We start from the raw sequence: 22,966 nt of genomic DNA, 5'->3' as shown, positions 1-22,966 counted from the left end.
AATATCATTAAGAAATGATTTGGAGTACTTTGGTGAAACCATATCCCCTTAATATATTCTTAATTGATGATCGAGGATTAGAGTATTTAGTAGCAACAAAAGTTATGATTGCTACAAAAGAACAAGATAGAATGAATGGTTTGATTGGCATTGAAGAGCTGCCATCTTATTATGGTATGTTACTCTATCCTTGTAATGCCATACATATGAGAGGTGTGAAATTTCCAATAGATGTTGTTTATATGGATATGAATATGCAGGTTGTAAGAGTTGTTAGGCATATTAACCCTGGATTAACGGATGAGGGTCATAAGAATGCTTATTACACCTTGGAATTGCCTGCTGATACGATTGGGTTTAATCCAATTAGTATGAGAATGGTGTATAAATAAACGAGCAATGGTGTCATATTGTTTGATAAGTGGTAAAATGTATTTATACTTAAAATGATGAAACAAATACAAGGAGATAAAGACATGAATATTTATGAATTTGCTATTTTAATGGAACTTGAAGGGGAAAAATACTATACCGAGCAAGCAGAAATAAATAAAGGTAATCGTTTAAACACGATCTTACTTATGTTGGCTCAAGATGAAAGGAACCATGCGGACATTCTGCAAAAGAAATACGAGGTGTCTTCTTATGAAATGATGGAGAATGACTTGATGACTGAGGTTAAAAATGTATTTGAAGAGGCCAAAAATTTTAAAGATGATATTAAGGCAGCACCAGATCAGCTTGATTTTTATAGAATGGCATTAGAAAAGGAAAAACAGAGTATTGATCTTTATCATAAATACCATTCAGAAGCAACTGAAATTGAAACGAAAGAATTGTTTGAATATTTAATGAATCAAGAAAAAGAGCACTTTGAAATCCTTGAAGAAATCGTATTAATGATTAACAAAGCAAATGAATGGGTAGAATCAGCAGAATTTGGTATAAGAGAAGAATATTAACTAAATAACTAGGTAAGAGCTCTATCAGAGATTGTCTAGATAGAGCTTTTCTTTTTTGAGGTGTAAATATGTGCGGTAGATATGTACTGTTTTCAGAAAAAGAGAATAGAGAAATTATGAAAATCATAAATGAGATTGATAAACGTTTTGGAAGCAAGGCTAACATAAAAACTGGAGAAGTTTTTCCAACTGATGCGGCGCCTGTATTAATCACTGGAGATCAAAAGCTTCTGCCTACAATCATGAACTGGGGTTTTCCTAACTTTCAAAACAAAGGGGTAATCATCAATGCTAGGTCAGAAACTGCAATTGAAAGACCTACTTTTCGGGAAGCATTATTGACCAGACGATGTGTTATTCCTTCTACGGGATTTTATGAATGGACACATCCTCAGGGTAAAAAGCATAAGGATAAATATTTGTTTACACTACCTGGTATGCAAATGCTTTATATGGCAGGTCTATATAGTACTTTTAAAATTGATGGACAGTTTGTTAGTCGTTTTGTTATATTGACAACTGAGGCCAATGCATCAATGTGTGAAATTCATAATCGAATGCCAATTGTTCTCCAAAGGAATCATCTTGAAGCATGGGTGAAAAATACAGATATAGCCCTAGAAATACTTCAAGCCAAATCACCTGAGCTCGAGAGAATAGTAGTATAAAATCTAGATTTTATAAATAAGATATAGTAATGAGTAAATTGAGGTATTAGATGTTTAAATTAAAAAAACATAAAATTCCTAAGATAGTTATTCTCCTTGCTATTGTCCTTATTTTGGAACTGATACCGTTAGCTGTTAGGGCTGGAATAAGTATCAAGTATGGTAATGATTGGGGTTTGGGGAGTACAGATGAGGGGATACAGCCAGTTGGTAACGAGGATGTAGCTTATTTAAAGCAATATGATGCTTATTATGTAGGCAATTCGAATGATAAGGTCATTTATCTAACGTTTGATGCAGGTTATGAAAATGGATATACTCAAAAACTATTAGATGTTTTGAAAAAACAGGAAGTCCCTGCAACCTTTTTCTTAGTTGGTCATTATCTTAAAACAAATCCTGAGCTAGTGAAAAGAATCGTTGATGAAGGCCATATTATAGGTAACCATACGTGCTCACATCCTGATATGACAAAGCTTTCACCAGAGGAGTTTAATGAAGAGCTACAAGGCTTTGAAGTTTTATACAAAGAAATAACAGGAGAAAACTTAGTTAAATTTTATCGCCCACCAGCAGGAAGATATAGTGAAGCTAATTTAAAAACAGCGCAAGAATTGGGGTATAAAACAATTTTTTGGAGTGTTGCATATGTAGATTGGGATAATGATAAACAACCTACGATAGAAGATGCCTTATCAAAGGTTTTGCCTAAAGTTCACCCTGGAGCTATAGTTCTTCTACATAGCAATTCAAAAACAAACTCTGAGATACTAGATGCACTCATTTCCTCGTGGAAAGACAAAGGCTATACTTTTAAAAGCTTAGATCAAATAGAGTAAGAAAAAGGGGACGTGTAGCTTTGCTTTGTTAGAGCATTGAAACGTCCCCTTGCCTATGCTATTTAATTGAGGTTTCTTTTAATACTAATGATTTATTTCTATCTAATATGTGTTTTACTGCCCATTCATTTTGGAAAAGAACTACTGGTTCATCAGTATCGCTGTAAACAAGTATAGAATCCATGGGAGCATTAAAGGTAGATGCATCAAAGCCGTTAGGGTCAATCCAGCGAATATAATGATATGGCAACCTTAGACTGGTCGTCGCTACACCATATTCGTGAAGTAGACGATATTCTAATACTTCAAACTGAAGAATACCAACAACTCCAATAATCAATTCTTCTACGCCCCAATTTGGGCGTTTATATACTTGGATAGTACCTTCCTCAGCAAGTTGATTAATTCCTTTTATGAAATGTTTTCTTTTTAAAGCACTCGTAGTAGAAATCTTTATAAAATGCTCTGGTGCAAACTTTGGAATACCCTCAAATACTAAATTTGAATCATTTTCACATAGTGTATCACCTATGTTAAAAATACCAGGGTCATGTATCCCAATGATATCACCAGGATAGGCAACCTCTGTAATAACACGATCCTGCGCTAAAAATTGTTGAGGTTGTGAAAGTTTGATTTTCTTACCCTTTTGAACTAGATTAGCAGTCATACCCTTTTCAAATTTACCAGAGCAAATACGTAAAAAGGCTATACGATCTCTATGAGTTGGATTCATATTGGCTTGAATTTTGAAAATAAAGCCAGTAAAGTTAGTTGCTTCAGGATCTATATCTCCCAGGTTACTTTCACGAGGGCGAGGTGGAGTTGTTATATCTAAAAAGGATTCCAAGAAGGGCTCGACACCAAAATTAGTTAGGGCACTGCCAAAGAAAACCGGAGTAAGTTCACCTCTTAGTATTTTTCCAAGATCAAAGCCATCTCCTGCAATATCTAGAAGCTCTATATCACTTAATAGTTGTTGATGTAGGGAATCACCTAATAATTCACTTAGTTTTTCGTCAGTAACATGAGCGTTTACTACAGCAAGTTTGTTTTGGCCATGGTCTCCACTTTCAAAAAGCTCTACCTGTTCCTTTTGACGATTATAAACACCTCTAAATTCCTTTCCAGAGCCAATAGGCCAATTCATTGGACAAGAACGTATTCCAAGAACATTCTCTAATTCTTCAATGAGTTCAAAGGGGTCTTTTCCTGCACGATCCATTTTATTTATAAAGGTAAAAATAGGAATCCCTCTCATTTTACAAACCTGAAACAACTTTTTAGTTTGAGCCTCCACACCTTTTGAGCAGTCTATTACCATTACAGCATTGTCGGCAGCCACTAAGGTTCTATAAGTATCCTCACTAAAATCTTGATGACCAGGTGTATCAAGAATGTTAATGCAATAATGATTATAATGAAACTGAAGTACACTTGAGGTAACGGAAATTCCTCTTTGTTTTTCTATTTCCATCCAGTCTGAGACGGCATGCTTTTCAGAACGTCTAGATTTAACAGAGCCAGCAGAGCGTATAGCTCCTCCATATAACAGAAACTTCTCTGTTAAAGTTGTTTTGCCAGCATCTGGATGAGATATAATTGCAAAGGTTCTTCTTCTTTTAATTTCTTGAATAAAGCTTAATTGTTCTTCAGACATTTTATTGATTCCTTTTACTGTAGTCTAATATGGTTTATATAAGATAACTTATTGATGTTACCTTTTTATGATTGATATGTCAATGGTTGTTATTATTTTTCGCTAATTAGCCTAAATTATTTTTAATAACAATTGTTCTAGAAAAGTAATTAATGAAGCAAAATTTTATGTAACCGAATTTATTTTCATATAGTTTTCTGCATCAAAAAATACAAAATTATGGTATAATAGAATAAACTTCAACATTTAAGACGGTGATTACATAAATACTGAAAAAGGGTTGATGCAAGCGTATTGAAAGCAGTGTTATGAATTGAATGATATTGTAAATAAAAGGATTTGTTCCGATTAAGAGTTATAAATTTGAATTATAGACAAGTTTAGGAGGTGAAACGTTGCTAATAAAGTTAGTAGATAAAATTAGTATTCCTGGGGGATTGTATAATGAAGATATCGCTAATGCAGTATCAAATGCTGCTTGGGTAATAGACGGATCAAATGGATTAGATCCGCAAGTATTTTCATCCAGTGACAGTGATGGGAAGTGGTATGCTGAAATGCTGGACAAGTATTTATTAGAAAACATATCAAACCAAAGCATTTGCTTACAGGAAATTGTCCTTCAAGCAATCACCTTTATGTATGAAGAATATAAAAAATTTACTGGTGATGATCATATTGAAGAACTGAACCACCCTTCTGCAGGTATATCGTTGGTAAGATGGTATAAAGATAAATTAGAATATTTTGTTATGGGAGACTGTCAAATTTGGCTTAAGGATTATAGAAATATTAAGGTAATCTCAGATTATAAAGTAGCTAGTTTAAATGAAAAAGTAATTTTAGCTTTAAAGGAGAACATGCAACAAGGCTTCTCTCATGAAGATGCAATAAAAAATGTACAAAGTTTAATCGTTGAGAATAGGAATAAATGCAATAAAATCAATGGTTATTGGGGTCTTAACTTTAATAGGATTGCTGTCTATCATGGGGTAAGTGGAAAAATAAAGTACGGGAAGGAACATAACTATTTAGAAATATTGTTAGCTACGAAAGGTTTTTATGCAATAACGGAATGCTATAAAAAAATGCATGAAGCGGAAGTATTTAAATTTGCCAAAAGCAAAGGATTAAATGAAGTAGGAATATACATAAGAAATGTCGAAGAAGCGGATAAGGATTTCAGAAAGTATGCGAGAATACAGAAAAGTGAAGATACATCTGCAGTTTATATTGATTTTGAAAAGGCACCAATTATACCTATAGATAAAAGCAACAACGCATTTATCAAAAAAGGGCGATATATGGTATGATAAATCAATAAATTAGGGGGTGATTGATATGTTCCAAAGGTTCTTTAAATCAATGAGCAAGGATCCACAAGATATTTATAAAAAAAATTTAGAGTTATTATCAAAGGAAGATGTAATCAATCTACTTAAACTGAAAGATGCTATGTTGGATATCACCCATGTTATCTTGGATTTCAAAGACATAACAGAGTTATTTGAAACAGTACTAGATAAGATTATGGAAGTGATGCAGTTTGGTGATTTTGGGAGTGTATTGCTTTTAGATAAGGATAACAATTTAACAATAGCTGTTTCAAGTGGGTATCAGGATAAGTATATTCATAACTTTAAAATACCATTACAAGAATCCTTTTTTTGGAATAGATCCGAGGGTAAAATAGAAAAAACTCAAATAATTAACGATATCCATTATGAAATTTGGGATACAAAAACAAGGGACATTGAAAACAGTGCTAGTCATATTATCAAATCTTCAATAAGTACCCCTATTATTGTGAATGGACATTTATACGGCTTAATCAATATTGATAGTATTCATAATATGGTTTTTGGAGACTTTGAATTGGAAATTTTAGAATATTTAAGAGATCAGATGGAAATAGGGATCAATAATCATTTGTTATATCAAAAAACAGTATATCTATCAACGTATGATAGCTTAACGAGTGTATACAATCGAAGGCATTTTGAAGAGTTATTTGAAAAGACACTTTTGGATTATCAACAAAATGACAAACATTTTCATGTGGTTGTATTTGATTTGAATAATCTGAAGGGTGTAAATGATAACTATGGACATCTTGCAGGAGACACTTTTATCAATACCTTTGCAAGGGCTATTAGTCAGGTGCTTCCTGCAGGAGATATATTTGCTAGATTGGCTGGTGATGAATTCGCTGCCATTTACTTTAATACGAACCAAGTTGAAATAAAAGAAACAATGGATAATATAAAGAGCAAGTTAATAAATGAACCTCTACTCTTTGAATGTAATAGGGTCATATGTAGTTATAGTTATGGAATTGCTGAATACCCAATAGATGGTACAAATTATAATCAATTGATAAAAGATGCAGACAGGAAGATGTATATGAATAAAAAAGAGAATAAACAAATTGGTAATTTATGCTGTTAAGCTTTCGTTTTAAGGCAATGAATAATTGTCAACTAATAAACCAAACTAAGGTAGTAAAATAATTTAAATTTTGTTTTGGAGGTTTATTATGCCTAAAGAGAAATCAAAGGATAAGGGTGGTACCCTTAATGGAGAATCAAAAAGTGCGAACAACAATCGTGGTACGAATGGTAAAGTAAATCATTCGGATAATACAACAAACCGTGATATGAAAAACACGGGAAAAATTGATAGATAACAATTAAATGTAGGAAAATAAAAGCTATAAAGATATTCTTTGTAGTTTTTTTTGTTAAAAAAAGTTTTCGGCATACTATTGACATTGACGCAACGTTAAGGTGTATAGTAAAGGAGTCAGGAGGTGAATACATGGAATATACAGTACAAAAGCTTGCAAAGCTAGCTGGAATCAGCACAAGGACATTAAGGTATTATGATGAGATAGATATTCTTAAGCCGGCAAGGATGAATTCATCAGGATATCGAATATATGGTCAAAAAGAGGTAAACACACTACAACAAATTCTTTTTTACAGAGAACTAGGTATTGGCTTAGAGCGTATAAAGGAAATGATCACAAATCCTCAATTTAATGGAACACTTGCGCTGAGGGAGCATCGTGAAAAGCTTCTTGAAAAAAGAAAACAACTTGACTTACTAATAGCTAATGTAGATAAAACAATAGCTTCAACGAAAGGAATGATGATTATGACAGATAAAGAAAAGTTTGAAGGATTTAAACAAAAAATAATTGATGAAAATGAAAAGCAATATGGTGAAGAAATTAGACAAAAATATGGAGAAGATGAAATCAATAAATCAAATCAAAAAGTTAAGAATATGACAAAAGAGCAATATGCTGAAGTTGAAAAACTATCAGTTGATGTGATGGACACTCTACAGATAGCATTTGAGACTGGTGATCCAGCAGGTGAGCTTGCTCAAAAAGCTGCGGATTTACACCGACAATGGCTTAGCTATTATTGGAATAGCTATTCAAAGGAAGCTCACGCAGGCTTAGCACAAATGTATGTGGATGATGAAAGATTTACAGCTTATTATGATAAGAAGCAACCAGGGACAGCTGAATTTTTAAGAGATGCGGTATTTATTTATACTGGGACTTCAAATTAAGATTAGGATTAGGGGGACTTCATGAAAGAAGGAAGGTCCCTCTTGTTTTATCCAGTAGGAAACTTTCATGACATGGCCTTCACCAAGTAAAATGAAATAATGTAAATGAAAGTTAGTAGCCATATGTCTTAGGTTTTATTTCGTAGGAAAGTTCTACTTTCCACGAAGCATGGAACAAAGCGTTAGATAGCATAAATTATTATGTAACGCGCTGACAAGCGCTTTGTTATCAATTCTGCTGACTTAATAGTTTCATAAAATGAGGAATTCCGTCTGTTAATAGTAGATGATATACCTTTGCAATATCTTCTATTGGAACAATATTGGCACCTAATAGCATTTGAATAACGACACCATCAATTGCGCCAATAAGTAACGAAGCTAAGGCTTTGCCTTGTTCATTATAAGATGTTCCATAGATATAGATTAAAAGCTCTTCAGTTGCGTTTATCCATTCTTTATATTGTCCCTTGAATTTTTTTCTTAAAATTTCATTCCCTAATATAGCTTCTTGTGCTAAGTATAGATGTAGTTTATTCTCTGCTGATTTATCGAAATGTATCATTATATTTTCGTATATTTCAGCGATAAGTTCTTCTTTACTGTCCATATTAAGCCGGGTTTTTTCGGCTAAGTGAGTGGAAACGGATAAACTTTGGCGCATGACATCATATAATACCTCTTCTTTTGAAGAATAATGATGATAGATTGCACCAGTACTCATTCCAGCCTCCTTTGCAATCCCTCTCATTGTAGCACCAATGATTCCATTTCTACTGATAACAATATTTGCTGCCTCAGGATTTTGGTTTTACCGCATTTGCCCATTTTTCATATCCTCCAATTACTTTATTTGACCTTTGAAAAACCGAACAACGTTACGTTAATAATAAAACATGAACTACTTATTGTAAAGGAATAAATAAGTAGCAAATAGAGCAACTAAAAAAAATTTCTTTAAATATCTATTGGAATAACATATAATTATATAGTAATTACTAACCTTATTTGAAAAAGGAGATTTATTTATGTATAAAACAAAATGTACGGAGATTGTAGTTAAAGGGGAGGTATGTAAAGTAGTATAGTATACGAACCTCCCCCCCTGAATTGAATCATACAATCACATGGGAGGAAAAAAATGAAACAAACTAATTTATATAATTTAGGTCTATCAGAAGATATAAGCAATGAAGCGAACCAACTGGATTCTACATTATTTCTAGCTAGGGTATCTGTCCAACACAAAGATATGTATAAGATCATTACTGAGGATAGAGAAATCCAAGCAGAAGTTTCGGGTAGATTAAGCTATCATGCTTCTGAAATAGCAGACTATCCGGCTGTTGGAGATTGGGTATTGGTAGATAGAATAGATGATTATGGAGGCAATGCAATCATCCATCATATTCTTTCGCGAAAAAGCTGCTTTGAAAGAAAAGCTGCTGGTGATAAATATGAAAGACAAATTGTCGCTGCAAATATCGATGTAGTATTTATATGTATGTCTTTGAACAATGATTATAATTTGCGTCGCCTTGAACGATATTTGTCAATTGCTTGGGATAGTAGGGCTAAGCCAGTTGTCGTATTAACCAAAGCGGATTTGTGTAATGACATTGAATCTAGGTTGAGAGAAATTGAAGAAATTGCAATTGGCGTGAATGTTGTTGTAGCTTCGTGCTTAGATGCTGATGGATATTCACATATGATAAAGTATATGGAAAAACGAAAAACTGTAGCGTTTATCGGTTCTTCAGGTGTTGGAAAATCCACCTTGATCAACAAGTTAATGGGTCAGAATGTATTGGTAACAAATAGCCTTAGAAATGATGATAAAGGTCGACATACCACCACACATAGGCAGTTGATTTTATTACCACAGGGAACCATTGTTATTGATACACCAGGAATGAGAGAGCTTCAAATTGCTGGTGCTGATTTATCAATGTCTTTTTCGGATATCGAGGAATATTCTAATCATTGTTACTATAAAGATTGTAACCATGAAAACGAACCTCGGTGTGCTGTAAGAGAAGCGATAGAAGAGGGAACACTATCTCTTGAACGTTATGAGAACTATAAAAAGCTTCAAAAGGAAATGTTGTTTGAAGAAAGAAAGGTTACGATGACAGCTTCACAAGCAGAGAAAGAAAAAATAAAAGATATGATGGGCTCACTTGATGCTTGCAAAAGGCTGCAAAAATTCAATAGGAAAAATAAAAGAATGAAATAACAATACAACCATAAGCTTCAACTTTACTACATTAATATGCCGGATTGCATTTTTTCGACAATTCTATTATTATATTTAAGCATCCCCAATAACATGTATGTTCTTAAGCTTGATAGGGGAAGTATAATCAAAGGAGAAGCTTATGGAAACACTAAACAAGAAGTATGGGTTATGGACATCTATAGCTATGGTAGTTGGAGTAGTTATCGGTTCTGGTGTCTTTTTCAAAGCAGATGATGTATTAACCCTAACAAAAGGGAATTTAATCGGTGCTTTAATTGCCTGGGTTGTAGGTGCAGCATCAATGGTATTTGGAGCATTGGTTTTTGCTGAGTTTGCTGGGAGAATCGAAAAGGCAAATGGTATTGTCGATTACTCAGAGGAAGCTTATGGTAAAAAATTTGGATATTTAGTTGGTTGGTTTAAAGGGGTTCTTTATTACACACCTTTATCAGCAGTTTTATGTTGGGTAGCAAGTATGTATACTTTAATATTATTTGGCTCAGATAATCCTACCAATAGCGCAATGACATGGGTAGTAGCTGGTATTTATTTGGTTTTAGGATATACAATGAATTATTTTTCACCAATATTAGCGGGTAAGTTTCAAGTTGCTACAACAGTAATTAAACTCATTCCCTTAACACTCATTGCTGTTATTGGTATGATTTCCGGAGTTTTAAATGGTGTAATGATTCATAATTTTACATCTGCAGCAAAGACAATAGGAAGTAGCTATGGTACAATGGCATCCGCTGTTGTTGCGACTGCCTTTGCATATGAAGGCTGGATTGCGGCTACAACAATTAACAGTGAAATTAAGGATGCAAAAAAGACCTTACCAAGGGCGTTAACGATTGGTTCGATTATTGTCTTGATTATATACATCTTTTACTTTTTAGGTATTTCAGGTGTATTACCAACAGATCAAATCGTTAAGGAAAGCGATAATGCAATTAGCATAGCAGCCAATTCTTTATTTGGAGGTACTGCTGCAGTTATTTTAACTGCCTTTGTTATTTTTTCTTGTTTGGGTACTTTAAATGGATTAATTATTTCTAACATTAGAATGCCTTTTTCTTTGGCTCTAAGAAATCAAGGACCATTACCAAAACTTTTAGCAAAGGTTAGTCCAAAGACAAACATGCCACCATATTCAACAATATACGCATTTATACTATCTGTGGTATATACAGTTCTTTGGTATGGTAGCTTAAATAATTGGTTTGGACGATATATTGGATTAGATGAAATTCCAATTGTATTGATTTATGGACTTTATATTTTTCTATATGTTTGGTATATAAGGAATTTTACAGATTTAAACAATTGGAAAAGATTTGGGTTACCTATATTTGCAATCATGGGTTCACTTATAATCCTGTATGGTGGTATTACGAACCCTAGCATAGGAATTTACCTTGGAATATCAGTAATAGTCATCTTACTAGGCTTGCTGTTTTACAGAAAAGAATAACAAAAAAGGAGCTATCTCAACTATATATATCTTTATAGTGAAGCAGATAGCTCCTTATTAATTGATGAACAATGTTTTATATAGTAATTATAACCAAGTAATTATATAATAGGGTTATTATAGTAATGGACTATCTTAGGATAAATTAAAATTACTGGTTGAAAGGGTGATGAAGATGGAAAACGGTTTTAATCATTTTCAAGAAAAGCGAATGATCATTTTTGGAGAGCTTGTTAAAAAATATTGGAATGGTAAACTTAAGAATGCGAGTGACTTAAATCAACTAGCGCTAGAAATTAAAGATAAATTTGAATTCAAAGAACAAGATATGCCATTCATTATTGATCATATAAGAGTTGCGATGGGACTTGATCCAAAGGGGAATACAGAATTTGAAGATGAACTTGATATTATAAAAAGATCGAATTCAATTGGACAACCGGTTGTTGCAAAGATTGCTGGGGCTTGTGAATATTGTGATCATCAAGACTGCAAATGTAAAGACGCTTGTAAATACGAGGCGCATGTTTACAAAAGAAGCCCAGGACCAACTATAGTAAATGATAAATGCTTAAGCTGTGGAGAGTGTGTTGGGAGTTGCGATTTTGGTGCTTTGGCAGACAAAATTGAATTTCTCCCAGTTGTTGATTTATTAAAGAATAGAGATGTTCCAGTGTATGCTGCTGTTGCACCAGCTATAGCAGGACAATTTGGTGATGACGTAACGATGGGACAAATAAGAACAGCCTTAAAGCTTATGGGCTTTCAAGACATGATTGAAGTAGCTATGTTTGCTGATATTTTGACTATTAAGGAAGCCTTTGAATTTAATCATTTGGTAAAAAATGAAGAAGATTTTTTCCTTACAAGCTGTTGCTGTCCGATATGGTTCAATATGACCAAGAAAAGCTATAACAGTTTATATGATCATATGTCTCCCTCTGTATCTCCTATGATTGCATCAGGAAGAATTCTGAAAACCCTTTATAAAGATGCAAAGGTTGTTTTTATTGCACCATGTATAGCTAAAAAAGGGGAAATCAAAGAAGCAGATTTAGTTGGAGCCATTGATTTTGTATTAAACTTCAGGGAATTAAAAGAGATATTTCATGCGCTAGAAATGAATTTATCTGATATGCAAAGTGATGATAAGGATCAGGCTTCCTTAGGTGGAAGATTATATGCTAGAACTGGTGGCGTTAGCTTTTCGGTAAAGACAGTTGTGAATCGTTTAGAACCGACTAGATTAATTAAGTTAAAGCCAAAGAAGGTTGATGGTGTAGTTGCCTGTAAGAAAATACTCACTGATCTTACACAGAAAGAAACCATCGGGGCAAATTTTATTGAAGGAATGGGTTGTGTTGGAGGCTGTGTTGGTGGTCCAAGAACTAATATTGAAATGGAAAAAGCATTAAAGCATGTAAACGACTTTGGTGAGGATTCTTTAATTATGACACCCTTTGACAATTTAAATGTTATGAAAATTTTAAAGCAATTGGGAATTCAATCTATTGAGCAAATTGTAGATAATGAACTTATGACTATGCTGCTTACTAGAGACAAAATTTAATCAATAGACTTACCAATTATATTTGCAATGCATATGATACAGTAAACTCGCTAAAATGGTAAATAAAATGTATGATATTTCAGATGGAATAGGTTATAGGCATAACAAAGGTTTTCATTATTCGATGGAACTTCAAGGTGAAGGTAATGTCATGGTTGTACCTGATGTTGCATTGATTCAACTTGGAGTTGAAACGAATAATACAAATTTACAAAAAGCCCAAGAAGAAAACACATTAAGGACACAGCAAGTCCTTACAGCTATAGGACAATTAGGAATAGAAGAAAAAGATTTGCAGACGATATATTATAATATTGAAAAGCAATATGACTATATAGATGGAAAACAAGTAGATAGAGGATATCGTGTTAGTAATATCCTTCAAGTTACAGTGAGAAATATTGATCTTGTGGGTGAAGTTGTAGATACCGCTGTCAATAATGGAGCAAATGTAGTGCGGGGCATCTCCTTTGAGGTAGATGATACAACCTATTATTATCAAAAGGCACTGAACTTAGCTGTTATGAATGCGGTTAAGAAGGCGGAGTCTATAGCAAGTAGAATGTCGATTCAGTTACTACATGTACCATTTAGAATAACTGAAGAAAGTTATGGTCAAGCGCCAGTAACAAACAGATATTTTGCAGCTAGAGGAGACGTAGAGACTCCAATTGAAGCAGGTCAAACACAAATTACAGCAAGAGTCAAAGTGGTTTTTTCCTATTTTCCCATGTAAGACATATGAAAGGAGCTAATATGTTACTAGAAGACTTTAATCATATCAAAAGTCATTTTGGCTTTAATGAAGGTATTAGTGGAAAAGAAGATTTTTTCAATTCAGTTGTACTAGTTTTATTAGTTCCTATTGGTAATGAATATTATTTTGTTTTGCAAAAAAGAAGTCTTAATATTAGACAAGGTGGAGAGATTTGCTTTCCAGGTGGTAAAATTGATGAAAAAGATGAAACACTTGAAATGGTAGCACTTCGTGAAACAAATGAAGAACTGGGAATCCCAATTGAAAAAATTGATATTATAGGACGTCTAAATACCGTTGTCGCTCTTATGGGAGTAACAGTTGATGCGTTTATCGGAGTTACGGATGTAGGAATTGACGAAATGATTATTAATCGGGATGAGGTTGATCGAATGATTACCATACCGGTTTCATTTTTTGAAGAAAATGAGCCTGATCATTACAGTGTTTTGGTTAAAGTACATCCTTCCTATATAAATGAGGAAACAGGTGAGGAGGTTGTCTTATTGCCATCGGAAGAGTTAGGACTACCTGATAGGTATAAAATCCCTTGGGGAAATTTCAAACATAAAATCCTTTCTTATAAAACTGAATATGGAGTAATATGGGGTATAACAGCACGATTCATTTGCGAATTTGTGAATAAGTCTAGAGAATATAAATTTGTGACGAAATAAGTGAAAGTTGAGGCAACAGTTTATATCAATTTTCTGATTTTTGTGATATCATTTATAGAAATATACACAAAAGGAACAAAAGCAAATGACACAAAAAATAATAAATATGGATAAGAGATTATTTGTTTATTTCGTGATTATTGGGCTAACAGCATTTGGACTTGGACTTAGCAACGATGTCATGAATAACTACTTTGAAGAGGCTTACAATGTTACAGCATTTCAACGGGGTCTAATTGAATTTCCAAGAGAACTGCCGGGAGTACTTGTGATACTGGTTATTGCAGTACTATCATTTATGACTGATATTCGTATTTGTATGATATCTCAGATACTTAGTATTATTGGTATTGCAACCTTAGGCCTATTTACACCAACTTTTTCGGTGATGCTGATATTTGTATTTATCAATTCTATGGGTATGCACCTATTCTTTCCATTGCAAGATAGTATTGGAATGTCTTTGATCGATGACAATAATGTTGGGAAGATGATGGGACGATACAAGGGGGTTTCAACTACGTTTACAATGTTGGCAGCTATTCTTGTACTCATCGGTTTTAGGATGGGGTTTTTTAGCTTCACAACAAAGATAAAATGGATATTTATTATTTCTGCAAGTACCTTAATCATTGTTTTAATTATGTTATTTGTTTTTGAGCATATGAATAAAGAAACGATAAAGAGCTATAAAAAAATTAAATTCATATTTAGAAAAGAATATAAGTATTACTACACCTTAGTTGTAATGTTTGGTGTTCAGAAGCAGATCATGATGGTTTATGGCCCATGGGTCATTATTTCACTATTAGGAAAAAAGGCAGATACCATGGCTATCCTTGCTATTATTGGTTTGTTTATTGGCATGTTTTTTATCCCTGCTGTTGGGAAATGGATTGATCGCTTTGGGATAAAGACCTTTCTTTTTATTGATGCGTTATCTTTTATTGGTGTTTATTTAATATATGGTATTTTGAGTGCTGGTTTTTATTCTGGAAAGATAGCTTTGTTTGGATTTCCTGTAATTATGGCATATGCTTTGTTAATCATGGATCGGATGTCCAATCAATTTGGAATGATCAGAACAATTTATTTGCGATCCATTGCTGTAGACATAGCAGATATTACACCAACATTATCACTAGGAATTAGCCTAGATCATATAGTTTCTATTATTTGTGCAGTTTTAGGAGGTGTTGTATGGAGTGTTTGGGGACCACAGTATATTTTTTTTCTCGCAGCAGCACTTTCGTTAGTGAATTTATATGTGGCTACAAAAGTGAAAGATGTAGAGAAGATAGTTAGGTAATTTCTAAAAAATATAATATTGGAGGTATCTTTATGGATTTTGTATTAAAAAAAGCAAACTTCTTTAATTTGGTTTTTTCTTTCATGTTATATCTCATTTTACTTTCAGGATTTATTATTGAATTTTTGAAGGGTAACAGAGGGATAGAGGTTATTATATTTCTCGCAGCTGTATTGATCATAACCTATGGCATATCTATTCAAATTTATTGGAAGGATAAGACATCCACTAGTATTCGGTACATAACAGCAGTTAGCTTTCTTGTTCCTTATGGGTTTTCGATCATAACGAGCACTTCGATGGTTACCTTTACAATCATATTACCTATTTTTGTGATTGCATTTATGTTCTTTGACAAGAAGTTGATTCTACTCTTGGCGGTAGTAACAGCAATTCTGAATTCAATTTTTGTTATAAGAGCTATCCAGCTAAATCTTTACAATTCGAATTCCACGAGTGTTGTTGTAATGATTTGCGTTATGGTCGGGTTTATAATTGCTAGTTTTATGGTAGGTTCAGTAAATCAAAAAGTGGTTCGAGATTTAAATCTTTTTCTTGAAAATGAACATAAAGATGTTGAGAGTAAGCAGGCAATTGCAAATGATCTTGAACATATTATGAGTACACTTACCAAAACCGCGAATGATTTAGCATCAAATAGTCAGAAAGCTGCCTTAGCGGCAGATGAAATAGCAATTACGATTGGGGAAATTGCAATAGGAGCAAGTGACCAAGCTAAGGATACTGGATTAGGAGCAGTTAATATAGAAGGTTTAGGCAGAACAATTGAAAAAGAACAGGAAAATATCAAGGAATTAAATACATCTACCAACGAAGTGAATAGGTTGAAAAATGAAGGTATTGATATTTTAAAAGATCTTACAGAAAAAACACATATTAGTAGTAAGGCTGCTCAACAAATTAATGAGATCATTGTTCAAACAAATGAAAATGCAAGTAAAATATCTAATGCAAGTGAAATGATAAAGAGCATTGCCAATCAAACGAATCTTTTAGCACTAAATGCTGCGATTGAGGCAGCTAGAGCAGGAGAAGCAGGAAAAGGCTTTGCGGTTGTTGCGGATGAAATCAGAAAGCTAGCTGAACAATCCAACGGATTTACAGAAGAGATTGCAAAAATAATCAATGAACTTACAGAAAAAACAATTTTTGCTGTAACTACGATTAATGAAGTGATAAAAGTAGTTTCCCAACAAAGTGATTCTGTTGAAAGCACAAATACCATCTTTATTGGTATTTCTGGCGCTATTGAAAAAATGAAAAACATTACCTTAGTTTTGAATCAATCGGGACAAACTATGGTACTTCAAAAGAATGAAATTATAGGAACTATAGAAAGTTTATCTGCAATATCAGAAGAAAATGCTGCTGGCACTGAACAAGTATCTGCATCTATTCAAGAACAAACAGCATCTATCACAGAAATTGCAAATGCAAGCGAAATATTAGTAAAAATTGCAGATGAGATGCAATCAACGATATTAAAGTTTAGAAAACCGAATTAAATATCAATGTGAATTTATTTTATTGGTGAAAAAGCCTCCTCTCAAGCATTCATATGCTGGAGAAGAGGCTTTTTTATTATTCTAAAAAATCAAGCTGTTCTTTTCGATGTTCTTGTTTTATATTTGCATTTTCTAAAGTTGTTTCATCCATGGTATCGGCATTATGTTTGATATAACCCTCAGTATATTTATAATTCTTCTTAATGTTCTTTTCTTGATCGTTATTGCTGTGTTCGCCATTCACTATAATATTTTTTAGATTCTGTATTTCTTCTTGGCGGACATCTTGAATTTTTTTCGCATGTTGGATATTTTCAGGTGAGGAAATTTGGGAGTTTTCCTCAAGATGACGCTCTGTACGCGTTTTCTTTTCAATTAAATTCACTAATTGATCTACTCGTCGTTGATTTTCCCATTTTATACGGTCTGCAGGTGAATTGTTGTTTTCATTTTCGTGCATTATAAAGCCTCCCTTTGAGTCTGGTCGTATACGATAATATTTGTTGTAACTTGAGAAGTTCTCTCTACTATATTTTTACCTCTAATATATGGGACATACTATAGAAAGATATCCAAATAAAAGATGTGTTTAGTTCAATATAACTACTTGTGATATAATGATTTAAAACGACAAGGAGATGATAACAAATGAATAAGGATGAGCTGTGCTGTATGCGGTGCAATCATGAGCTTTGTGCGAGCAGAGTGCAAATATTTTCCGAATTAAATCAAGAAGAACTCAGTAAAGTTGTAAGTCTTATTGTAAGAAAGCATTATTCAAAAGGAGAATTGATTATCCTTGAAGGATCATCTTTGGATAATTTGATTATTATAAAAAAAGGACAAGTAAAAGTTTTTAGATATAATCAGGAAGGCAAAGAGCAGATATTATATGTTTTTTCAGAAGGGGATTTTTTTGGTGAGAAGAATTTATTGAAAAATCAAGAAGCTAACTTTAATGTAGAAGCTCTCGAAGATACCAATATATGTTTGATTAAGAAAAATGATTTCCAAGAGTTACTAAAAAAATTTCCAGATATCAGTCTTAAGATCCTGGAGGAATTGAGCAATAGATTAGAAAAATTAGAGAGTACGATTGAAAAGATGGGGACAAGAAATGTTGAAGCTAGGGTTAATGCAGTACTTTTAGAATTTGCTGCTAAATATGGTAAGGACGACGCCAGAGGTATTTTAATTGAATTACCCTTAAGCCGAGAAGGTATCGCCAATTACATTGGGCTTACTAGGGAAACTGTTAGTCGAAAGATGAGCCTTCTTATGGATGAAGGAACGATTGAAATGTTAGGATATAAAAAGATTATTATCAAAAATATTGAAGCCCTCAAAAAAACAATAGAATAGAATGTCTATTAAAATATGATTTAAATCACAGTTTTATTTCCATAATAGTTATATTATTATTGAAGAATAATAATTTAATTGAATCACAATGGAGGTATAAATTATGAATACATTTAATGTTTCTCAAAGTGTAGGGGATATTGTAGCAATTATGCCAAAGGCAAGCGAGATTTTTAAGGCATATAAGATTGACTTCTGTTGTGGAGGTAACAGATCACTTGATTCAATCATCAAAGAGCAAAAGCTAAGTGAAGAGGACATTTTAAGTAAACTTGAAGCTGCCTATGAGGAAACTCAGAAAGTTACTAACAATCAAGTTGACTTAAGAAAAATAACTCCAAGTGAGCTGATTGACTATATTATAAATACCCATCATACTTATTTGAAAAAAAGCCTGCCTGAATTGAGTGAGTTAACAACAATGATACTTAGAGTACATGGTGTTAAACATACTGATTTATTTACTGTTCATAAGTTGTATCATTCTTTAAAGACCGATCTTGATCAGCATCTGATTAAGGAGGAAGAAATACTGTTTCCCATGATAAAAGAATATGATAAACATCCATCAAATGAGCTATTTGATAAAATTAGAAAAGTAATGACAGAAACAGAAGATGAACACGATATTGCAGGAAGTGTTATTAAAGAACTTCGAGTTCTTACAGACCAGTATAAACTTCCAGAGGATGTATGTACTACTTTCGGATTAACCTATTTTAAGCTACAAGAGTTAGAATCAGACTTGTTCGAGCACATACATTTAGAAAATAACATTTTATTTAAAAACTTCGTTGAATAACTAGTTCGTGAATTTCTGTGTAATCACAAAACACCACAAAGCAAATAGAATTTTTGCATTTGTGGTGTTTTTATAATTTCGAATATTATTGAACCTTATACAATGTCTCCACAAAAAAATCAATTTCTGCTTTTGTATTATAGAATGCCAAGGAGGCTCTGTTAACACTTTGCAAACCATATCTTTCAAGAGTTGGTTGTGCACAATGATGGCCGGCTCTAGTAGCAATACCATATTTGTTTAGATAATCCGAAATTTTATCCGGAGAATGATGCTTGAAAATAAATGATAATATACATGATTTGTTGATAGATGTTCCGAATAGCTTTATTCCAGGAAGTTGTGACAAAGCTTCTGTAGCGTACTTAGTTAATTTTCTTTCATAGATTTCTATGTTATCTAGACCAATTTTATTCATATAATCAATTGCTACGCCTAGGGCAATTGCATCGGCGATATTAGCGGTACCTGCTTCAAACTTTTCCGGGAGGGTATTGAATTCAGTTTTTGTAAAGCTAACATTTTTAATCATCCCGCCTCCTCTTTGCCAAGGTGGCATTTTTTCAAGCAAACTTTTCTTCCCATATAAGACACCAATACCTGTTGGAGCAAAAGCCTTGTGTCCTGAAAACACATAAAAATCCGCATCCAAGGCCTGAACGTTAACACTTAAATGGGAAGCAGCTTGAGCACCATCAATCAGCACGATGGCGCCTTTGCTATGAGCCATTTTTATCATTTGACCAATTGGATTTATTGTTCCCAGTACATTTGAAATGTGAGTGATGGCTACAATACGTGTTCTAGTGCTTAGTAGTTTTTCGAATTCCTCCATTAGGATTTCACCGTGTTCATTTATTGGAGCTACCTTTATTACAGCGTTCGTTTCTTCACTTAATTTTTGCCATGGTACAATGTTTGAATGGTGCTCCATTGCTGTTAAGAGAATCTCATCCCCTTGAGTGATATTAACTTTTCCATAGGACTCTGCTACAAGGTTAATGGCTTCTGTAGCACCTCTTACAAATATGATCTCTTCAGGTAATGTGGCACCTAGAAAATGTTGAATCTTTGTGCGGGCTTGTTCATAACGTTTGGTTGCAATATCAGCTAATGTATGAGAACCGCGGTGAATATTTGAATTATATTCTTGATAATATTTTGTTAATGAATCTATCACACAATTGGGTTTTTGTGTCGTAGCACCATTATCAAACCAGATCAAAGGATAACCATTAATTTTATTACTTAATATAGGAAAGTCTTTTCTGATAGAAGGAGTGTCCATGTGGTATTGAAGGTCTAGGTATTTTGTAAGAAAATAATAATTCGAACTGCTCATATCAAGTGAATGATAATTATTTGTAATCATGGTAATAACCCACTTCAACGTCTTGAAGTACTCCCAATGCGTCGTCCGCTAACACAGCAGCAGAATAATATAATCTTAGTATATAGGAAGTTATCCCATTTACATCAATCCCACCATTTTTTACAGACAAGCTTGGCATATATTTTTCATCAGGGATGCCTGGTTGGTGCAATCCAATTACACCTTGTTCCTCTTCGCCTACACGAAGCAATAATATATTTGTAGTTCCACAAGAGTAGCTATTTCTTTTTCCGTTGATTAATAATTTATCACAAGGCACAAGAGGTACACCTCTCCAAGTAATGAAAGGTGAACCCTCGATATTGATTGACATCGGAGGTACGCCTCTTTTTGTACATTCTCTTCCAAAGGCTGCTATGGCTTGAGGATGTGCTAAAAAGAAGGCTGGCTTTTTCCAAACTCTAATTAATAACTCATCTAATGCATCAGGAGTTGGAACTCCGTTCTTAGATTGCACCCGCATTTTTGGTGACACAGAATTTAATAATCCGAATTGTTTATTATTGATAATTTCCCATTCTTGTCTTTCAAGCATAGCTTCAACGGTTAAGCGCATTTGCTCATCTAATTGATTCAGTGGATAATTAAATATATCTGTTATTTGGGTATTTATCCGAAGAATAGTTTGAACTACATTTAGGACATATTCTTTTGGATGTTCTTCGTAATCTGGGTATGTTAATGGAAGATCAATTTCTCCAAGTGTTCCGGAGTAAACATCAATCGATTTTTCCCCATACTCATTCGATCTCATTTTTGTTTGATCCCATAGAGAATTTGCATGATTAAATTGATCCAGAACATCCTTTGGAATGGAATCTAACCAGGTTTCAAAATCTTCTCTTTTTATGCTATATAAAATGCTAAGTGTGATTGCAGTAATACTTACACGACGATTAGACTTTTGTATAAAGGCATCCATATCTGAGTAATCTCCCTCAGCCAAAATACCAATATTAATCTCTTCACCTCTCGCACCAGTAGTTTTAACTTCAACTTTACCTCGTGCAACAATAAATAGCTTGTCACCTTCTGCATCAGCCTTAGTAACAGTAGTTCCTGCATCAAATTGTTCTTTTGTCAGATAAGGTGTAATTGTATTAATCGCCTCAGGATTCATATATTTAAAGGGAGGTATTTCTGATAACTGTCTTGTATCATTAGTAAGGTATGCTTCTTTTTGCTGGTCATTAGAATAGGAGAGTAAATTATAATTCTTTCTTTTATTTACTTTATAGATACCTGCTTCTACTGATACCCATGGGAGAAAGGTAAGCAACCATCTAGGTGTTATGCATTCCATGATTGGTTTTGATTTTGTAGAGTGAGATAGGGTTTTTGCGGCACTTGGTTGTAAGCTATAGGAGCTCAAATCACTTCTTATGTCCATTTTGTTTTCCGTTTGAATAGATTTTAGTATAATATATGTCAATGTTAGCGAGTTGGCACCGGTGGAAGGTATAATTTAGGCTTGTTTTATTAAGAGGATTGTTGAAAGAATATAGGTGGTATAATATTTACAAGTACTATGGACAACATGGTATTATACTAGATCGGAGGCATTGGGTGAGTAAATTGTATATCTTTCAGAAACTGGCTTTAAAGAGGGAGTGCAAATCTAAGGCATTCTGCTTGAGCTGACAGTAGAACTGGATGGTAGGGGTTAGAGTTAAGAAATTATATTTTGGATAAAGACGAATATTAAGGGGAAAATAGTGTTGTTGATAGAAGTTTTATTGGATGATACATGAAAGCTTTCCTGTAGAAAAGTTAGATGATAGAGTACCAACTTAAATAATAGAAGATAAACAAATTATCATAAATTGATGTTCGTGAATATAGTATAACGGATAGGGATTATGCAATCATGAAAAAAGTAATTGACACAAGTTATCCAGGCATGATATACTGACCTTCCTGCTTGAGGCAAGTACAAAATATTATATTGAAAGAATGATGATATTTTGTTAGGAATAAGGGTTCTATAATATTCCTAAAGAAAGCAGTTGACATATGTTGTATAGGCATGATATACTAGCCTTCCTGTCAAGAGCAAGTACAAATTATCAGAATGAAAAAGTGTTGATATTTTGATGCAAGCGAAGGATTATGAGTAACATAATATTCCTAAAAAAAGCAGTTGACA

At 33.4% G+C, this 22,966-nt stretch carries 21 protein-coding genes; 16 read left to right on the top strand and 5 right to left on the bottom strand.

Annotated features, from left to right (window positions below):
• The first annotated feature begins 14 nt into the window (after positions 1-14).
• The 4 genes from CVU84_14010 to pdaA all read left to right on the top strand — a co-directional run bounded on the left by CVU84_14010 (position 15) and on the right by pdaA (position 2,469).
• Complete coding sequence (locus CVU84_14010; GenBank protein ID PKM93694.1) at positions 15-392, top strand: hypothetical protein; 378 nt, start codon at positions 15-17, stop codon at positions 390-392.
• An 84-nt stretch (positions 393-476) separates the two neighbouring features.
• The gene (locus CVU84_14005) at positions 477-962 is read left to right on the top strand and encodes a rubrerythrin (GenBank protein PKM93693.1); all 486 of its coding nucleotides are present in this window, start codon (positions 477-479) and stop codon (positions 960-962) included.
• 68 nt (positions 963-1,030) lie between these two features.
• Entirely contained in the window at positions 1,031-1,630 is a 600-nt protein-coding gene (locus CVU84_14000) for an SOS response-associated peptidase (protein PKM93692.1), read from the top strand.
• A gap of 50 nt (positions 1,631-1,680) precedes the next feature.
• A complete protein-coding gene (pdaA, locus tag CVU84_13995; GenBank protein ID PKM93691.1) occupies positions 1,681-2,469 on the top strand; it encodes a delta-lactam-biosynthetic de-N-acetylase in 789 nt (262 codons plus the stop codon).
• Between the two features lie 58 nt (positions 2,470-2,527).
• Here the strand turns inward: pdaA and CVU84_13990 are convergent, their stop codons facing one another.
• Positions 2,528-4,129: a peptide chain release factor 3 gene (locus CVU84_13990; GenBank protein ID PKM93690.1), complete on the bottom strand. Its 1,602-nt coding sequence runs from the start codon at positions 4,127-4,129 to the stop codon at positions 2,528-2,530.
• A 395-nt stretch (positions 4,130-4,524) separates the two neighbouring features.
• Here CVU84_13990 and CVU84_13985 point away from each other — a divergent pair, with 395 nt between their 5' ends.
• The 3 genes from CVU84_13985 (at position 4,525) to CVU84_13975 (ending at position 7,711) form a co-directional block, all read left to right on the top strand.
• The gene (locus tag CVU84_13985; protein ID PKM93689.1) at positions 4,525-5,442 is read left to right on the top strand and encodes a hypothetical protein; all 918 of its coding nucleotides are present in this window, start codon (positions 4,525-4,527) and stop codon (positions 5,440-5,442) included.
• A gap of 28 nt (positions 5,443-5,470) precedes the next feature.
• Positions 5,471-6,577, top strand: a complete 1,107-nt coding sequence (locus CVU84_13980; protein PKM93688.1) for a hypothetical protein — start codon at positions 5,471-5,473, stop codon at positions 6,575-6,577.
• 369 nt (positions 6,578-6,946) lie between these two features.
• Positions 6,947-7,711 carry a MerR family transcriptional regulator gene (locus CVU84_13975; GenBank protein ID PKM93687.1) on the top strand — a complete coding sequence of 255 codons (765 nt, stop codon included), beginning with the start codon at positions 6,947-6,949 and terminating at the stop codon, positions 7,709-7,711.
• Between the two features lie 229 nt (positions 7,712-7,940).
• On the opposite strand, the gene CVU84_13970 is transcribed toward CVU84_13975, so the two are convergent.
• Positions 7,941-8,498 (bottom strand): TetR/AcrR family transcriptional regulator, encoded by a 558-nt coding sequence (locus CVU84_13970; GenBank protein PKM93686.1) that lies wholly within the window; start codon positions 8,496-8,498, stop codon positions 7,941-7,943.
• A 354-nt stretch (positions 8,499-8,852) separates the two neighbouring features.
• Between CVU84_13970 and rsgA the strand changes: the two genes are divergently transcribed.
• The 7 genes from rsgA to CVU84_13935 all read left to right on the top strand — a co-directional run bounded on the left by rsgA (position 8,853) and on the right by CVU84_13935 (position 17,263).
• Positions 8,853-9,947, top strand: a complete 1,095-nt coding sequence (gene rsgA / locus CVU84_13965; protein ID PKM93685.1) for a ribosome small subunit-dependent GTPase A — start codon at positions 8,853-8,855, stop codon at positions 9,945-9,947.
• Between the two features lie 142 nt (positions 9,948-10,089).
• A complete protein-coding gene (locus CVU84_13960) occupies positions 10,090-11,424 on the top strand; it encodes an amino acid permease (protein PKM93684.1) in 1,335 nt (444 codons plus the stop codon).
• A gap of 175 nt (positions 11,425-11,599) precedes the next feature.
• Complete coding sequence (locus tag CVU84_13955; GenBank protein PKM93683.1) at positions 11,600-12,994, top strand: iron hydrogenase; 1,395 nt, start codon at positions 11,600-11,602, stop codon at positions 12,992-12,994.
• 55 nt (positions 12,995-13,049) lie between these two features.
• Positions 13,050-13,730 (top strand): hypothetical protein, encoded by a 681-nt coding sequence (locus tag CVU84_13950; protein PKM93682.1) that lies wholly within the window; start codon positions 13,050-13,052, stop codon positions 13,728-13,730.
• Between the two features lie 20 nt (positions 13,731-13,750).
• The gene (locus CVU84_13945; GenBank protein ID PKM93681.1) at positions 13,751-14,428 is read left to right on the top strand and encodes a CoA pyrophosphatase; all 678 of its coding nucleotides are present in this window, start codon (positions 13,751-13,753) and stop codon (positions 14,426-14,428) included.
• A 106-nt stretch (positions 14,429-14,534) separates the two neighbouring features.
• On the top strand, positions 14,535-15,737 hold the full coding sequence (locus tag CVU84_13940) for an MFS transporter (GenBank protein ID PKM93784.1): 1,203 nt from the start codon (positions 14,535-14,537) through the stop codon (positions 15,735-15,737).
• A gap of 32 nt (positions 15,738-15,769) precedes the next feature.
• Positions 15,770-17,263 (top strand): methyl-accepting chemotaxis protein, encoded by a 1,494-nt coding sequence (locus CVU84_13935; protein ID PKM93680.1) that lies wholly within the window; start codon positions 15,770-15,772, stop codon positions 17,261-17,263.
• 76 nt (positions 17,264-17,339) lie between these two features.
• Here CVU84_13935 and CVU84_13930 read toward each other — a convergent pair whose 3' ends face one another.
• Positions 17,340-17,723, bottom strand: a complete 384-nt coding sequence (locus CVU84_13930; protein ID PKM93679.1) for a hypothetical protein — start codon at positions 17,721-17,723, stop codon at positions 17,340-17,342.
• 188 nt (positions 17,724-17,911) lie between these two features.
• Between CVU84_13930 and CVU84_13925 the strand changes: the two genes are divergently transcribed.
• Positions 17,912-18,625 carry a Crp/Fnr family transcriptional regulator gene (locus CVU84_13925; protein ID PKM93678.1) on the top strand — a complete coding sequence of 238 codons (714 nt, stop codon included), beginning with the start codon at positions 17,912-17,914 and terminating at the stop codon, positions 18,623-18,625.
• Positions 18,626-18,728: 103 nt separating this feature from the next.
• Entirely contained in the window at positions 18,729-19,427 is a 699-nt protein-coding gene (ric, locus tag CVU84_13920; protein PKM93677.1) for an iron-sulfur cluster repair di-iron protein, read from the top strand.
• A gap of 85 nt (positions 19,428-19,512) precedes the next feature.
• Here the strand turns inward: ric and CVU84_13915 are convergent, their stop codons facing one another.
• Both CVU84_13915 and CVU84_13910 read right to left on the bottom strand, forming a co-directional pair.
• Positions 19,513-20,799 carry a cysteine desulfurase gene (locus CVU84_13915; GenBank protein ID PKM93676.1) on the bottom strand — a complete coding sequence of 429 codons (1,287 nt, stop codon included), beginning with the start codon at positions 20,797-20,799 and terminating at the stop codon, positions 19,513-19,515.
• A complete protein-coding gene (locus CVU84_13910; protein PKM93675.1) occupies positions 20,786-22,210 on the bottom strand; it encodes a Crp/Fnr family transcriptional regulator in 1,425 nt (474 codons plus the stop codon). The genes CVU84_13915 and CVU84_13910 overlap by 14 nt, the downstream gene beginning before the upstream one ends.
• Between the last annotated feature and the right edge of the window lie 756 nt (positions 22,211-22,966).

The sequence above is a fragment of the Firmicutes bacterium HGW-Firmicutes-1 genome (assembly GCA_002841625.1).
In the GTDB taxonomy this organism is placed as follows: Bacteria; Bacillota; Clostridia; order Lachnospirales; family Vallitaleaceae; genus HGW-1.
Note: the sequence above shows the minus strand (reverse complement) of the source record. Positions and strands in the feature narration are given on the sequence as shown.